Consider the following 15,198-nt stretch of genomic DNA (forward strand, 5'->3'; position numbering starts at 1 on the left):
GTCATCACTCCGCCAGAACCCAAGTGTCCTTGACCCCGCCGCCCTGCGACGAGTTCACGACAAGCGACCCTTCGGTCAGTGCCACGCGCGTCAACCCGCCGGGGACCAGTTCCACCCGCTCCCCCACAAGGCAATAGGGGCGCAGGTCCACATGGCGCGGCGCCACCCCTTCGTTGACGAAGGTAGGCGTGGTGGACAGCGCCAGCGTCGGCTGGGCGATGTAATTCTCGGGGTTGTCCGCCACCCGCGCGCGAAAGGCTGCGATCTGGTCGCCGGTCGATTTCGGCCCCACCAGCATGCCATAGCCGCCCGAGCCATGCACCTCCTTCACGACCAGATCGGCCATGTTGTCGAGGACATAGAGAAGCTCGTCCCGCTTGGCGCATTGCCATGTGGGCACGTTCTTCAGGATCGGCTCCTCCCCCAGATAGAACCGCACCATCTCCGGCACATAGGTATAGACGGCCTTGTCATCCGCCACGCCCGCGCCGGGGCAGGAACAGATGTTCACCCCGCCCGAGCGATAGACGTCCATCAGCCCCGGGATCCCCAACATGCTGTCGGGGCGGAAGCACAGCGGGTCGATAAAGGCGTCGTCGATCCGGCGATAGATCACGTCCACGCGCTTGGGCCCTTCGGTCGTGCGCATGAAGACGTATTCACCCTCAACGAACAGATCCTGCCCTTCCACCAGTTCCACGCCCATCATGTCGGCCAGAAAGCTGTGCTCGTAATAAGCGGAGTTGAAATGGCCGGGGGTCAGGATGACGATCGTCGGCTCCCCCTCGCATTTCTGCGGCGCGACCGAGGCGAGGGTGCGACGCAGAAGCGCCGGATAATTGTCCACCGGCTCGATCCGGTTTTCGCGGAACAGGTCTGGGAACATCCGCATCATGATCTCGCGGTTTTCCAGCATGTAGCTGACACCCGACGGCGTGCGGCAGTTGTCTTCCAAGACAAAGAATTCGTCCGGGCCGGTGCGGACCAGATCGATGCCGACGATGTGGGAATAGACGCCCTTGGGCGGCAGAAACCCCACCACCGCCTTTTCGAACGCGGCGTTGCGATATACCAGATGCGCGGGAATGCGGCCCGCGCGCACGATTTCGCCGCGCCCATAGACATCGACCAGAAAGGCGTTCAGCGCGCGGGCGCGCTGCTTGATCCCGCGTTCCAGCCGCGCCCATTCGGCGGCGGCAAAGACGCGGGGGAACATGTCGAAGGGGATCAGCCGATCGGGATCGCCGCCTTCGCCATAGACCGCAAAGGTGATGCCGATGCGGCGGAACAGCGCCTCGGCCTCGGCCTGTTTCATGTGCCGCAATTCGGACGGCATGGCGCGGGTCCAGCCATCCAGACCGACATAAGGCGCGCGCACCTGACCCCGGTCGAACATCTCGTTGAAATAGGCCGTCACTGTCCGCGAACCCCTGCTGGTATCACCAATATCTGGCTTGGTGTTCCCCGAAGTCTAACAGTGGATTGCGCCTTGGCACGGATTATTTCACCACGCATGGCGCAAGAACCGGTCCTGACCTTCACCGACCGCGGCATCTATTGTCCCGCGGGTGATTTTTTCATCGATCCGTGGCGTCCGGTGGACCGCGCGCTTATCACGCACGGCCATTCGGACCATGCGCGGGGCGGGCACAACCGCTATCTCGCGACGGATGTGGCGATGCCGGTGATGCGCCACCGTCTGGGCGCGATCCGGGGGGACACGGTGACCTTCGGCGAGGTGCGCCGCATCGGCGATGCCGAGGTCTCGTTCCATCCGGCGGGGCACCTTCCCGGCTCGGCACAGATCCGGGTTGAGGTGGGGGGCGAGGTCTGGGTCGTGTCGGGCGATTACAAAACCGAACCCGACGGGCTGTGCGAGACGTTCACCCCCGTGCGCTGCCACGCCTTCATCAGCGAATGCACCTTTGGCCTTCCGGTGTTCAACTGGCGGCCGCAGGCGGAGATCATGGCCGACGTGAACCGCTGGTGGGCGGCGAACGCGGCCCAAGGGCGGACCTCGATCATCGGGGCCTATTCGCTGGGCAAGGCGCAGCGCATCCTTGCGAATGTGGATGCGAATATCGGCCCGATCCTGACCCATGGCGCGGTGGAGGCGACCAACCGCGTGCTGCGGGATCAGGGGCTGGCCTTGCCTGACACCGTCTGGGCGGGGCCGGAGGTGACGGGGGCCACCCATCCCGGCGCGCTGGTCGTGGCGCCCCCATCCGCGCTGAACACCCCTTGGGCGGGGCGGTTCAAGGGCGCGGCGCAGGCCTTCGCCTCGGGCTGGATGGCGCTGCGCGGGGTGCGGCGGCGGCGGGGCCTCAGCCAGGGGTTCGTGCTGTCCGACCATGCCGACTGGACCGGCCTGAACGAGGCGATCCGCGCCACGGGGGCCGAACGCGTCTTCGTCACCCACGGCTATGTCCAGCCAATGCGCCGCTGGCTGGAGGAACAAGGCTACGACGCAGGCATTGTCGAGACGCAATACGAGGGGGACGAGACCGAGACCGAGGACGATGTGGAGCTTCTGGAATGATCCGCTTCTTCGCCCTGTTCGACGCGCTGGACCGCACGACCAAGACCACCGCCAAGGTCGCGGCCCTGGCCGATTATTTCCGCGAGGCGCCCGAGGCCGACCGCGTCTGGACCATCGCCCTTCTGTCCGGTCGCCGTCCAAAACGCGCGGTCAATTCCACCGAACTTCGCCAATGGGCCGCCGATGCGGCGGGCATTCCCCTGTGGCTGTTCGAGGAAGCCTATCCCATCGTCGGCGATCTGTCGGAGACGATCAGCCTTGTCCTGCCCCCCGCCACGCGGCGGTCGGATCGCCCGCTGGCCGACTGGATCGAGGACCTGATCGCCATCACCGGCGCACCGGCCGATCAGCGCCGCGCCGCGATCCTCGATGCGTGGGACCGGCTGGAGACGGGGGAGCGGTTCCTGTTCAACAAGCTGATCACCGGCGGGTTTCGCATGGGGGTCAGCCAGGGGCTGATGACCCGCGCGCTGGCGCAGGCGACGGGACTTGCCGAGACCGAGCTTGCCCACCGGCTGATGGGCGACTGGACTCCCGCCACGACCGACTGGGCGCGCCTGATCGAATGCGCCGATCCGACGGCCGAAGGGGCGCGCCCCTATCCCTTTGCCCTTGCCACCGCGCTGGACGATCCGGAGACGCTGGGCGATCCGGCGGACTGGCAGGCGGAATGGAAATGGGACGGCATCCGCGGCCAGATGATCCGGCGCGGCGACACCTTCGCCCTGTGGTCGCGGGGGGAGGATCTGATCACCGACCGCTTCCCCGATTTCGCCCCCCTGGCCGATTTCCTGCCCGACGGCACCGTGATCGACGGCGAGGTTCTGGCCTGGGACAAGACCCGCCCCTTCCCCTTCGCCCGCCTGCAACGCCGCATCGGGCGGCTGAACGTGTCGAAAAAGCTGATGGAGGAGGCCCCGGCCCATCTTCTGGCCTATGACCTCTTGGAACAGGGCGGGGTGGATCTGCGTCCCCTGCCTTTGTCCGACCGCCGCGCGCGGCTGGAGGCGCTGCTGGCCGCCCTGCCGAAGGGTCTGCCCATCGGCCCCTCGCCCACCGTGCCCTTCGACGACTGGGCGCATCTGGCGGGCATCCGCGCCACCGCGCGGGACAAGGTGTCGGAGGGGCTGATGGTGAAACGCCTGTCCTCCCCCTATCATGTGGGCCGCAAGCGCGGGGATTGGTGGAAGTGGAAGCTCGACCCGTTCACCGTCGATTGCGTCATGCTCTATGCCCAGTCGGGCAGCGGACGGCGGGCGAACCTGTTCACCGACTTCACCTTCGCCGTGCGCGACGGAGAGGCGCTGGTGCCCTTCACCAAAGCCTATTCCGGCCTGACGGATGCCGAGTTCAACGAGATCACCCGCTGGGTCCGCCGCAACACGCTGGAAAAATTCGGCCCCGTCCGCCGCGTTCCGCCCGAACAAGTGTTCGAGATCGCGTTCGAAGGGATCCAGGCCTCCCCCCGCCACAAATCGGGCATCGCCCTGCGGTTCCCGCGCATGTTGCGCTGGCGGCAGGACAAGCCGGTGGCCGAGATCGACACGCTGGACAGCCTGAAGGACCTGCTGGCCCAGCATTCCTGACACCCCTGCCCGGCTGCCCCTTGTGGCCTCGCCCCCCGTCGCCCTACATGATGGGCAAAAGCAAAGGATACGACATGACATTGCCCCTGCCCCGCCCCGTTTTCGATGCCAACACACGCGGCGGGGGCATGGGGCAGTTGCCGGAATGGAACCTGACCGACCTCTATCCCGCCCCCGACGCGGCAGAGGTGCGCGAGGATCTGGACCGGCTTCAGGCCGAATGCGTGGCCTTTGCCGACCGCTATCGCGGCAAGCTGGCGGATCTGGACGCGGCGGGCCTTCTGACCTGCGTCCGGGCCTATGAGGAGATCGACATCACCGCCGGTCGTCTCATGTCCTATGCCGGTCTGCGCTATTACCAGAACACCATGGACAGCGAACGCGCGAAGTTCATGGCCGACATTCAGGACCGGATCACCAACGACACCAGCGCGCTCGTGTTCTTCAGTCTGGAATTCAACCGTCTGGACGACGCGCATCTGGACGGGCTGCTGGCGGCGAATGCCGACCTTGCCCGCTATCGTCCGGTGTTCGAACGGATGCGCGCCATGCGCCCGCATCAGCTGTCGGACGAGATGGAGACGTTCCTGCACGACCAGTCCACCGTGGGCGCCGCCGCGTGGAACCGTCTGTTTGATGAAACCACCGCCGGCATGATGTTCACCGTCGATGGGGAGGAGCTGAACCTCGAATCCACCCTCAACCTTCTGACCGACACCGATCGCGCCAAGCGCGAGGCCGCCGCGCGGGCGCTGGCTTCGGTGTTCGACAAGAACGTCAAGCTGTTCGCCCGCATCCACAACACGCTGGCGAAGGAAAAGGAAATCGAGGACCGCTGGCGCAAGATGCCGACGCCCCAGACCGGCCGCCACCTGTCCAACCATGTGGAGCCGGAGGTGGTGGAGGCGCTGCGCGATGCTGTCGTCGCCGCCTATCCGCGCCTGTCGCACCGCTATTACCGGCTGAAGGCGAAATGGCTGGGGTTGGAGACGCTTCAGGTCTGGGACCGCAACGCGCCGCTGCCGACCGAGACCCCGCGCACGATCCCGTGGGACGAGGCGCGAGCGACCGTGAGCGAGGCCTATGCCGCCTTCGATCCGCGCATGGCCGAACTGGCGCGGCCCTTCTTCACCGATGGCTGGATCGATGCGGGCGTGAAGGCCGGAAAGGCCCCCGGTGCCTTTGCCCATCCCACCGTCTCCACGGTGCACCCCTATGTGATGCTCAACTACCTTGGCAAACCCCGCGACGTGATGACGCTGGCGCATGAATTGGGCCACGGCGTTCACCAGCGTCTGGCGGCGGATCAGGGGGAACTTCTGTCCTCCACCCCGCTGACGTTGGCGGAAACCGCAAGCGTGTTCGGCGAGATGCTGACCTTCCGCAAGCTGCTGGATGCCGCCAAGACCAAGGCCGAGCGCAAGACCCTGCTGGCGGGCAAGGTGGAGGACATGATCAACACGGTCGTCCGCCAGATCGCCTTCTATGATTTCGAATGCAAGCTGCACGCCGCGCGGGCGGAAGGCGAATTGACGCCCGACGACATCAACGCCCTGTGGATGTCCGTGCAGGCGGAATCCCTGGGCGACGCGTTCGAGTTCATGGAGGGGTATGAGACCTTCTGGTCCTATGTCCCCCATTTCGTGCATTCGCCCTTCTACGTCTATGCCTATGCCTTCGGCGACGGGTTGGTGAACGCGCTCTATGCCGTCTATGCCGAGGGCGAGCCGGGCTTTCAGGACAAATATTTCGAGATGCTGAAGGCGGGTGGGTCGAAGCACCACAAGGAGTTGCTGGCCCCCTTCGGCCTCGATCTGTCCGACCCCGCCTTCTGGGACAAGGGTCTGTCGATGATCACCGGAATGATCGACGAACTGGAAGCGATGGAAGAATGACAAAAGGGGCCGCAAGGCCCCTTTTTCACGCCGATCGGCGGTGTCAGGCGGGGATCGCCATCCCCTTGCCGCGCGCCAGATCGCGCATCTTGTTCTGCAGCTTTTCGAACGCCCGCACCTCGATCTGGCGGATACGCTCACGGCTGACGCCATAGACGTCGGACAGGTCTTCCAGCGTCACCGGATCGTCCGACAGACGGCGCTGGACCAGAATGTCCTTTTCACGGTCGTTCAGCACGTCCATCGCTTCCGTCAGCAGTTCGCGGCGGGTTTCCAGCTCGTCCCGCTCGGCATAATCGGCGGCCTGATCGCTGTCCTCGTCCTCCAGCCAGTCCTGCCACTGCGCGCCACCGTCTTCCGACCCCACCGTCGCGTTCAGCGAGGCGTCCGACCCGGCCAGACGGCGGTTCATGCTGATGACCTCGGCCTCGGTCACGTTCAGGTCGGTGGCGATGCGGGCGACGTTCTCGGGGCGCAGGTCGCCCTCCTCCAGCGCGCCGACCTTGGCCTTGGCCTTGCGCAGATTGAAGAACAGCTTCTTCTGGGCGCTGGTGGTGCCCAGTTTCACAAGACTCCACGACCGCAGGATGTATTCCTGGATCGAGGCGCGGATCCACCACATGGCATAGGTCGCCAGACGGAAACCCTTTTCGGGATCGAAGCGTTTGACCGCCTGCATCAGGCCCACATTCGCCTCCGAGATCACCTCCGCCTGCGGCAGACCGTAGCCGCGATAGCCCATGGCGATCTTGGCGGCCAACCGCAGGTGGCTGGTGACCAGCCGGTGCGCCGCGCCCGAATCCTCGTGGTCGACCCACCGCTTGGCCAGCATGTATTCCTCTTCCGGCTCCAGCAGGGGAAACTTGCGGATTTCCTGCATATAGCGGTTCAGGCCCTGTTCGGGGCTCGGGGCCGGAAGGTTGGTATAGCTTGCCATGGTCGGACCTCCATCACGCCGCCGGATGCGGCTGTTCTCTTATAACGCTCGATGCAGCCAAAACCGTCGAAAATGCGGTTTTGTTGCGCGCCCTCACGCGAACGTGGCCGATATGGGGTGGATATTTCAGATTTGTAAGGTGACGGCCGGGATTGTTTCGGCCCGTCAGCCCTGTTCCGCCCCCGCACGCAACGTCTCCAGCAGCGCCGCCATGTCCGCAGGCGGGGCGGATTCGAAGGCCAGGTCCTCTCCCGTCACCGGGTGCACGAAGCCCAGCGTCGCCGCGTGCAGCGCCTGACGGGGGAAGGTGGCCGCCGCCTCGGCGGCCGCGGCACCCAGCGCCTTGGCGGCCACCTTGCGCTTGCCGCCATAGGTCTGGTCGCCCAGCAACCCGTGCCCGGCATAGGCCATGTGCACGCGGATCTGGTGCGTGCGTCCCGTCTCCAACCAGCATTCCACCAACGCGGCCACGCCGAAATCCTCGATCACGCGGGCGCGGGTCACGGCGTGGCGCCCGCCGTGGAAGGTCACCGCCTGACGCTGGCGGTCGGTCCGGTGGCGGTCCAGATGGGTGGCGATGCGGACGATGCGCCCCGGCTCGAAGCTGATGCCCTGCAGCCCGCGCAGGCGCGGATCGGCCGCGTCCGGCACCCCGTGGATCAGCGCAAGATACCGGCGTGTGACGGTATGCGCCTCGAACTGGGCGGCCAGGCCATGATGCGCGCGGTCGGATTTCGCGACGACCAGCAGGCCCGACGTGTCCTTGTCGATGCGGTGCACGATGCCCGGACGGCGTTCGCCACCGATGCCCGACAGCGTGGCGCCGCAATGGGCCAGCAGCGCGTTCACCAACGTGCCCGAAGGCGATCCGGGGGCCGGATGCACGACCATGCCCACGGGCTTGTCCACCACGATCAGATCGTCATCCTCGTGCACCACCGTCAGCGGGATCGCCTCGGCCACCGTGTCCACGGCCTCGGGCGGGGCAAGGGTCAGGACATAGACCTCCCCCTCGGCCACGGGGGCCTTGGCGCTGGTCACGGGGATGCCGTCGCGCATCACGTCGCCTGCGGCGATCATCCGCGCCAGACGCGACCGCGACAGGGCCGCTTCCTCTGGCACCTCGCGCTGAAGGGCCTTATCAAGACGGTCGGGCGGATCCTCACCGATCGTGACCCGAAGTTGACCCGCAGGAAGGATGCCCATGACTGATGCTCCGCAAGGACTGCCGCCCGGTCTGGGCTTTTTGAAGGCGTTGGTGACCATCCTGACGATGGTGCTGATCGGTGGGCTGATAACCGTGATCTGGCTGCTTGTCACGCAGGTGCCGAAGATGGCCGCCGCCCCCGCCCTGCCCGCCGCCATCCGCCTGCCCGACGGCGTGGTGCCGCAGGCCGTGACGCTGGGGCGCGGTTGGACGGCGGTGGTGACCGAGGACAACCGCATCCTCATCTTCGGAACCGATGGCGCGCTGCGGCAAGAGGTCGAGGTGCAATGATCCTTTACCGTGCGCTGATGCTGCTGGCCTGGCCGGTGCTGGCATGGCGCGCGGCGCGGCGCGGGCATCTCGCCGCCCGCATGGGGCGCGAGGTCTGGCCCCGAGGCGCGGTCTGGGTGCACGGGGCGTCGAACGGAGAGGTGACCTCGGCCCGCGCGCTGATTGCCGCGCTGACGGGGCCGGTGGTCGTGACCTGCAACAACCCCACCGCGCGGGCGATGGTCGCGGGCTGGGCCTTGCCGCATGTGACGGCGACGCTGGCCCCGTTCGATCTGCCTTGGGTGGTGGCGCGGGTGATGCGTCAGGCCCCCAGCGCGCTGGTGGTGGTGGAAAATGAACTGTGGCCCGAACGCATCCTGACGGCCGCGCGCACGGTGCCGGTTCTGGTCGTGGGCGCGCGCATGTCGGCCCGGTCGGCCCGCCGTTGGGCCAGGGTGCCGTTGATCCGGCGGATGCTGGCCGCGCTGACCTTTGTCAGCGCGCAGGATCAGGCCAGTGCGGACCGTCTGGTGGATCTGGGCCTGCCGCCCGCGCGGCTGGGGCCGGTGGCGGTGCTGAAGGCCGCCGTCCCGCCCGACCCGCGCCCCCTGCCCGACGCGCCCGCGCCGCGCGACCGGACCCTGCTCGCCGCCTCCACCCATGAGGGGGAGGAGGCGCTGATCCTCGACGCCTTCGCGGCGCAGTCGCAGTTCGGGTGGCTGATCCTTGCCCCCCGTCATCCGGCGCGTGGGGCGGAGGTGGCGGCCCTGGCCGCCGCGCGCGGGCTGGTCGTGACCCGCCGGTCGGTCGGCGATCCGCCCGGTGGGCAGGTCCATGTCGCCGATACGCTGGGAGAGATGGGGCTGTGGTATCGCATGGCCGCCGCCACCCTGATCGGCGGCACCTTCGCCCCCGTGGGCGGGCACACGCCCTATGAACCCGCCGCCTTCGGGTCGGCCATCCTGCACGGGCCGGAGGTTGCGAATTTCGCACAGGTCTTCGCCGATCTGGACGCGGGCGGCGGCGCGGTGGCGGTGACCCCCGACACGCTGGCCCCCCTTCTGGATCTTCTGGACCCCGCCGCCACGGCGGAAACGGCCCGCGCCCTTCTGCCCGACACCGGCGCGGCTGACCGGGTCATTCGGATCGTGGCGGGGACGGTCTAGGGGCGCGGCCCGCCCGCCACATTGCCGCCCGCCCCAGAAGATGCGCCCCGATCGGCGCGGTCATCAAGAGGAACAGGATCGCAAAGCCCGCACGGCTGGCCGCGCTGACGCCGCCGATATCGACCGCCGCCGCCAGAAGCGCCAGCGCGCTGGCAAAGCTGCCCACCTTGGAACTGGCATGCATCCGGGTCAGCGCGTCGGGAAACCGCAGCACGCCCAACCCCGCCGCCAGCGCAAAGCCGCCCGCCAGAAGAGCGAGGAGTCCGGTCAGAACCTCAGTCATCGCAATCCCCCCGACGCACCTGCCGTTCGGCGTAACGGGCCAGCGCCACAACCGATAGAAAGCTGACAAGCGCCAACGCCACCGCGATGTCCAGAAACGCCTCGGCCCCCGTGCGGATGGCATAAAGACCGCAGACGGTGATGACGGCGGCGGTCACCATGTCCAGCGCCACCACGCGGTCCACCATGCGCGGCCCCCGGGCCAGCCGCAGGCAGGCCAGACAGATCGTCACGCCCACGCAGACAAGGCCGATGGTCACGCAAATTGCCTGAAAGGTTTCTGGGGTCATGCGCGGAATACCTTTCCGATACGATGTTCCATTCCCGACTTCAGCTCGTGGATCAGTGCCGCCTCGTCCGTGGCATAGATCGAATGGATGAGAAGGAAGCTGCGATCCTCGGCCACGTCCAGCGTCAGGGTGCCGGGGGTCAGGGTGATCAGGTTGGCCAGCAGGAAGATCTCGGCATCCGAATGGGCGTCGAGCGGCATTCGGACGATGGCCGGATGCAGGTTGGGCCGCAGGGCGAAACAGTCGCGGGCCACCATCACGCAGGATTTCACCAGTTCCTTTATGAAAAACCCCGCCAGCAGCAGGGATTGGGGAACGGCGCGGAAATAGTTCCCCTCCCCCACCCCGCGCAGCAGGTCGCGGGCGCACCACAGCCCCACGAAGCCCACGGCATACCCCATCAGCAGGTTCGGCAGCGAAAACCCGTTCCACAGCGCGGCCCAGCCGATGGCCATCAACAGGTTCAGCGTGAAAAGCTTCATGGTGCCACCTCGTTCATGCCGGCCTCCGGCAGCACGGTTCTGACGTAATCCGTCGGGTCCAGAAGTTGCGCGGCCCCGGTGGTCGCGAAGTCGAGGAAGGGCGCGGGGAACACCCCGATCACCACCGTCATGGCGGCCAGCGCCGCGATGGGGCCGATCATCTGCACCCGCGCGCCGCTCGGCAGATCGCTCAGCCGGGGTTGCCGCCCGTCGGGATGGGGTTTCCAGAACGCCTCGGCCCAGATCTTGGTCATGGAAAAGATGGTGAACAGCCCGACCAGCAGCGCCACCCCCGCCACCAGCCACGCCCCGATGTCGAGCGAGGCGCGCACGATCACGAATTTCGCCCAGAAGCCCGACAGGGGCGGAAACCCGGCCAGCGAGAATGCGGGGATCAGGAACAGAACCCCCAGAAGCGGCGCCGTGCGATAAAGGCCGCCGATGGCATAGAGATCGGACGATCCCGTCAGACGGCGCGACACGCCCGCGATCAGGAACAGGTTGGTTTTCACGATGATGTGGTGCAGCAGATAGAACACCGCCCCCATCAGCGCCAGCGGCGTCATCAGCGCCAGACCCAGCACCATGTATCCGATCTGACTGACGATGTGGAACGACAGGATCTTGCGGAAGTCGCTTTGCGCCGCCGCCCCCAGAACCCCGGTCAGCATGGTCAGAAGCGCCACCCACAAAAGGATCTGGTGGGTGTAGCCCACATCGTCGGTGAAGATCAGCGTGAACATGCGGATCAGGGCATAGACGCCCACCTTGGTCAGCAGGCCCGCGAACACCGCCGACACCGCGTAATGCGGCGTGTGATAGGCGGCGGGCAGCCAGAAGAACAAAGGAAACACCGCCGCCTTCAGGCCGAAGGCCACCATCAGCATCATCGCGATCATCGTCATCAACCCGCGATCGGGGGCCGCCGCCACCGCCCCCCGCAGGTCGGCAAGGTTCAACGTGCCGGTCGCGCCGTAAAGCAGCCCGGCCCCGCCCAGAAACAGCACGGTGGAGACGAGGTTCAGCGTGACGTATTTCACCGCCCCGTCGATCGCCGTCCGTTTGCCGCCGATGACCAGAAGCCCGAAGGAGGAGATGAGCAGAACCTCGAACCAGACGTAGAGGTTGAAGAGATCGCCCGTCAGGAAGGCCCCCGTCACGCCGCCCAGAAGGCATTGGAACAAGGTGTGATACCCGTGGCGCGCGGAGGTGGGGCCGATTTCCGCCAGCGCCCAGACCGCGACGGCCAACCCGACGATGGCGGTGATCAGCACCATCGCCACCGCCAGATGGTCGGCCACCAATGTGATGCCGAAGGGCGCGTCCCAACCGCCGATCTGGCCCGCCACGACCCCCGCCTCGATCACCCGGACCGTCAGCACCCCTGCGGCCAGCAACGCCGCCACCGACCCCGCGACGGAAACCCAGGCGCCAAGCCGCGACGCGCGCGTCAAGAAGGCGATCGCCGCCGCGGCGAACGGGATCAGGATGGGGAAAACAAGAACCCAGCTCATGTCATGTCCCCGCCGCGCGGGCTTGGCGGTTCGGCCAGACGCATGCGATCCACCTCCAGATGGCCGAAGGTGCGATAGGCGCGCAGCGTCAGCGCCAGCGCAAAGGCAAAAAGGCCGAACCCGATGACGATCGCCGTCAGCAGGAGCGCCTGCGGCAGCGCATTCGCCATCTGGTCGGGCGGAAGCGCCCCGGACCCGCCCAGAAGCGGCGGCGCGCCGGGCGTCAGCCGCCCCCCCGCCAGAATGGCCACATTGATCCCGTTGGACAGCAGCAAGAGCCCGAACAGGAACCGCAACAGGTTGCCCGACAGCATCAGCCAGATTGCGACGGCCACGAGAAATCCGGCCAGAACGGCCACAAGCGCTTCCATCAGCCCGCCTCCTCCAGCGCGAAGACAAGGGTCAGGATCGCCCCGAACACCGCCATATACACACCAATGTCGAAAAACAGCACGTTCGACAGGGCGACATCGCCCAAGGTGAACCACAGCCCGGTGAACGGCCCCGCGCCCGCAAAGGCCGATACCAGCCCCGACACCAGCGCAAGGATCATCCCCCACATGCCAAGCGTGCGCGGATCGACCCGCAGCGCCGCCCGCGCGGCCGACACCCCGGCGGAAAAGCCATACAGCACCAGCCCCGCCGCCCCAATGAGGCCGCCGATGAACCCGCCCCCCGGGCTGTTGTGCCCACGCAGCAGGACATACACGGAAAACAACAGAAACAGCGCCGTCAGGAACCGCGTGCCGACCGTCAGGATAAGTGAGTTCACGTCTTGCTCCGCCGTATGCGTTTCAGAACGGTAAAGGCGCCGAAGGACGCCAGAAGCACCACGATCACCTCACCGAAGGTGTCCAGGGCGCGGAAGTCCACGAGGATCACGTTCACCACGTTCAGGCCGTGGGCCAGAACATAGGAATTCTCCTCGAAATAGGTGGTGATGCTGCGGTCCATGGGCGTCGCCGAAATGGCGATGACGGTGATCGTGACCGACGCGCCGATGGCCCCCGCGACGATCGCGTGCACCACCTGACGCCCCCGCCCGCGCCGTTCCACGATGGCGGGCAGGCGCAAGGCGGCGATGGCGAACATGACGGCGGCCAGCGTCTCCACCATCAGCTGGGTCGTGGCGACATCGGGCGCGCCGAAATATATGAAGATCACCGCGACCCCGATGCCCATCGTGCCCAGACCGGCAATGGCCGCGATGCGCGACGCCGTGGTCAGCGACAGCGCCGCCCCCGCCGCCGTCACCCCGACCGTCAGCCACAAAAAGGCCGACGGGGCCGAGGACACGGCCAGCATGGGCGGCATCCGAACCAGCGTCGCGACGAACACCGCCGCGATGACGACGAACGTCACCAGCATATAGCGGGTCAGCCGCCCCGTCTGGATCACGCCCGTCTGCCACGCGGCAAAGGCGCGGAACCCGTCCAGCCCCCGGTCCCATGCGGCATCGGCCACTGGCAGGCGGGCGAACACCGCATCCAGTCCCGCGATGACCCGCGCCCGCAGGATATAGATCGCGACACCCAGCGCGAACGTCGCCAGACTGAGCGCGAGGGGCAGGTTCACCCCCGCCCACAGATGAAGGCCCGCCGCGCGATCCTGCGCCAGACTGCCGGTGACGGCGGTGCCGACCAGCGGGGCCAGAAGCGGTTCGGCCCACAGGCCCACCAGCGGGCCGAGGCAGGCCAGAACCACCGGCCCGGCCAGCATCTGCCACGGCGCCTCATGCGCCGGATGGGGCGTGGGGCGTGGCGCGCCGAAAAACGGGCGCAGGGCGATGATGCCCGCAACCGCGAACATCAGCGCATTGGCCGTCAGCGCGGCCACGATCACCAGCGGGGCCACGGTCATGGTGGTGGCCCCGGCATAGATCAACTCCTTGCCGATCCATCCGACCATGGGCGGCAGACCCGCCATGGAGGCGCAGGCCAGAACGGCCGCCACCACCGTGACCGGCATGGCATGGCGCAGGCCGCCCAGACGCGCCACCTCGCGCGTGCCGGTGCCGTGGTCGATCGCGCCCACCACCATGAACAGCGTCGCCTTGTAAAGCGAATGGACGATCAGGAACATCATCGCCGCCGTCAGGGCATAGGGCCCGCTGTCGGCCAGGCACATCGTGATCGTGCCCAGCGCCATCAACGTGGTATAGGCCAGCGCCTGCTTCATGTCCGTCTGGCGCAGCGCCAGAACCGAGGCGAGAACCGCCGTCGTGGCCCCCGCCACGGTCAGCGTCATCGTCCACGGCACCGTGCCGCCCAGGACGGGGTGCAGACGCGCCAGAAGATAGACGCCCGCCTTCACCATGGTGGCCGAATGCAGATAGGCCGACACCGGCGTCGGCGCGGCCATGGCATTGGGCAGCCAGACGTGGAACGGCACCTGCGCCGATTTGGTGAACGCCCCCAGCAGGATCAGCACCAGGATCCCGCCGTAAAGGCCGTGATCCTGCAATCCGGGCCCGGACAGGATCACCGCCAGATCGTATCCGCCCGCCGCCGTGCCGATCAGGATGAACCCCGCCAGCAGCGCCAGCCCGCCCCCCGCCGTGATCAGCATCGCCTGCAGCGCATTGCGCCGGGCGCGCGGAGTGTCGTGATCGAATCCGATCAGCAGATAGGATGTGACGCTGGTCAGTTCCCAAAACAGGAACAGGGTGATCAGATCGCGCGCCGTCACCAGACCCAGCATCGCCACCATGAAGGCGAAAAGATACAGTACGAACCGCCCGAAGCGCGGGTGATCGCCCATGTATCCCGTGGCGTAAAGGAAGATGAACGCCCCGATCCCACTGATCAGGAGGGCAAAGATCAGCGCCAACCCGTCGATCATGAACGCCAGCGAGATGCCCATCGACGGTGCCCAGCCGATCTCGGCCATGATGGTATCGCCCGCCAGCACGGTGGGCAGCATCGACGCGAACAGCATCGCCGCACCGGCCGCCACCAGGGCCGCAAGGTATCCGAAAATCCGATGGGCGCCGGGCGCGGCGGTGTGGGTCATCAAGCGGTCCGTCGGTGA

Annotated in this window: 15 protein-coding genes; 5 read left to right on the forward strand and 10 right to left on the reverse strand. The window is 66.9% G+C overall.

Features of this window, described 5'->3' with window-relative positions:
• Nucleotides 1-4 precede the first annotated feature (4 nt).
• The gene (locus MU449_RS10915) at nt 5-1,396 is read right to left on the reverse strand and encodes a circularly permuted type 2 ATP-grasp protein (protein ID WP_244739044.1); all 1,392 of its coding nucleotides are present in this window, start codon (nt 1,394-1,396) and stop codon (nt 5-7) included.
• Between the two features lie 117 nt (nt 1,397-1,513).
• Between MU449_RS10915 and MU449_RS10920 the strand changes: the two genes are divergently transcribed.
• The 3 genes from MU449_RS10920 to MU449_RS10930 all read left to right on the forward strand — a co-directional run bounded on the left by MU449_RS10920 (nt 1,514) and on the right by MU449_RS10930 (nt 6,020).
• A complete protein-coding gene (locus MU449_RS10920) occupies nt 1,514-2,539 on the forward strand; it encodes a ligase-associated DNA damage response exonuclease (RefSeq protein ID WP_244738113.1) in 1,026 nt (341 codons plus the stop codon).
• Nucleotides 2,536-4,125: an ATP-dependent DNA ligase gene (locus tag MU449_RS10925; protein WP_244738118.1), complete on the forward strand. Its 1,590-nt coding sequence runs from the start codon at nt 2,536-2,538 to the stop codon at nt 4,123-4,125. Before MU449_RS10920 ends, MU449_RS10925 begins: the two co-directional genes overlap by 4 nt.
• A 74-nt stretch (nt 4,126-4,199) precedes the next feature.
• Complete coding sequence (locus MU449_RS10930; RefSeq protein ID WP_244738119.1) at nt 4,200-6,020, forward strand: M3 family oligoendopeptidase; 1,821 nt, start codon at nt 4,200-4,202, stop codon at nt 6,018-6,020.
• Between the two features lie 43 nt (nt 6,021-6,063).
• Here MU449_RS10930 and rpoH read toward each other — a convergent pair whose 3' ends face one another.
• Both rpoH and MU449_RS10940 read right to left on the reverse strand, forming a co-directional pair.
• On the reverse strand, nt 6,064-6,957 hold the full coding sequence (gene rpoH / locus MU449_RS10935) for an RNA polymerase sigma factor RpoH (protein ID WP_244738122.1): 894 nt from the start codon (nt 6,955-6,957) through the stop codon (nt 6,064-6,066).
• A 165-nt stretch (nt 6,958-7,122) separates the two neighbouring features.
• Entirely contained in the window at nt 7,123-8,163 is a 1,041-nt protein-coding gene (locus MU449_RS10940) for an RluA family pseudouridine synthase (protein WP_244738123.1), read from the reverse strand.
• Between MU449_RS10940 and MU449_RS10945 the strand changes: the two genes are divergently transcribed.
• Both MU449_RS10945 and MU449_RS10950 read left to right on the forward strand, forming a co-directional pair.
• Nucleotides 8,162-8,455 (forward strand): DUF6476 family protein, encoded by a 294-nt coding sequence (locus MU449_RS10945; protein ID WP_244738124.1) that lies wholly within the window; start codon nt 8,162-8,164, stop codon nt 8,453-8,455. The genes MU449_RS10940 and MU449_RS10945 overlap by 2 nt on opposite strands.
• Complete coding sequence (locus tag MU449_RS10950; protein ID WP_244738125.1) at nt 8,452-9,600, forward strand: 3-deoxy-D-manno-octulosonic acid transferase; 1,149 nt, start codon at nt 8,452-8,454, stop codon at nt 9,598-9,600. The genes MU449_RS10945 and MU449_RS10950 overlap by 4 nt, the downstream gene beginning before the upstream one ends.
• Here the strand turns inward: MU449_RS10950 and MU449_RS10955 are convergent.
• Genes MU449_RS10955 through mbhE form a run of 7 tightly spaced genes read right to left on the reverse strand, consistent with a single transcriptional unit; the run spans nt 9,572 to nt 15,180 of the window.
• The gene (locus MU449_RS10955; protein ID WP_244738127.1) at nt 9,572-9,883 is read right to left on the reverse strand and encodes a cation:proton antiporter; all 312 of its coding nucleotides are present in this window, start codon (nt 9,881-9,883) and stop codon (nt 9,572-9,574) included. The two genes, MU449_RS10950 and MU449_RS10955, sit on opposite strands and share 29 nt — an antisense overlap.
• Complete coding sequence (locus tag MU449_RS10960) at nt 9,876-10,172, reverse strand: MrpF/PhaF family protein (RefSeq protein ID WP_244738128.1); 297 nt, start codon at nt 10,170-10,172, stop codon at nt 9,876-9,878. Before MU449_RS10960 ends, MU449_RS10955 begins: the two co-directional genes overlap by 8 nt.
• On the reverse strand, nt 10,169-10,654 hold the full coding sequence (locus MU449_RS10965; RefSeq protein ID WP_244738129.1) for a Na+/H+ antiporter subunit E: 486 nt from the start codon (nt 10,652-10,654) through the stop codon (nt 10,169-10,171). The genes MU449_RS10960 and MU449_RS10965 overlap by 4 nt, the downstream gene beginning before the upstream one ends.
• Nucleotides 10,651-12,168, reverse strand: coding sequence for a Na+/H+ antiporter subunit D (locus MU449_RS10970; RefSeq protein ID WP_244738130.1), 1,518 nt, complete (start codon nt 12,166-12,168; stop codon nt 10,651-10,653). Before MU449_RS10970 ends, MU449_RS10965 begins: the two co-directional genes overlap by 4 nt.
• Nucleotides 12,165-12,539, reverse strand: a complete 375-nt coding sequence (locus MU449_RS10975) for an NADH-quinone oxidoreductase subunit K (RefSeq protein WP_244738131.1) — start codon at nt 12,537-12,539, stop codon at nt 12,165-12,167. Before MU449_RS10975 ends, MU449_RS10970 begins: the two co-directional genes overlap by 4 nt.
• On the reverse strand, nt 12,539-12,940 hold the full coding sequence (locus MU449_RS10980) for an MnhB domain-containing protein (protein WP_244738132.1): 402 nt from the start codon (nt 12,938-12,940) through the stop codon (nt 12,539-12,541). The genes MU449_RS10975 and MU449_RS10980 overlap by 1 nt, the downstream gene beginning before the upstream one ends.
• Nucleotides 12,937-15,180 carry a hydrogen gas-evolving membrane-bound hydrogenase subunit E gene (gene mbhE, locus MU449_RS10985; RefSeq protein WP_244738133.1) on the reverse strand — a complete coding sequence of 748 codons (2,244 nt, stop codon included), beginning with the start codon at nt 15,178-15,180 and terminating at the stop codon, nt 12,937-12,939. Before mbhE ends, MU449_RS10980 begins: the two co-directional genes overlap by 4 nt.
• Nucleotides 15,181-15,198: the final 18 nt, after the last annotated feature.

This window comes from Falsirhodobacter halotolerans (genome assembly GCF_022899245.1).
In the GTDB taxonomy this organism is placed as follows: Bacteria; Pseudomonadota; Alphaproteobacteria; order Rhodobacterales; family Rhodobacteraceae; genus Falsirhodobacter; species Falsirhodobacter halotolerans.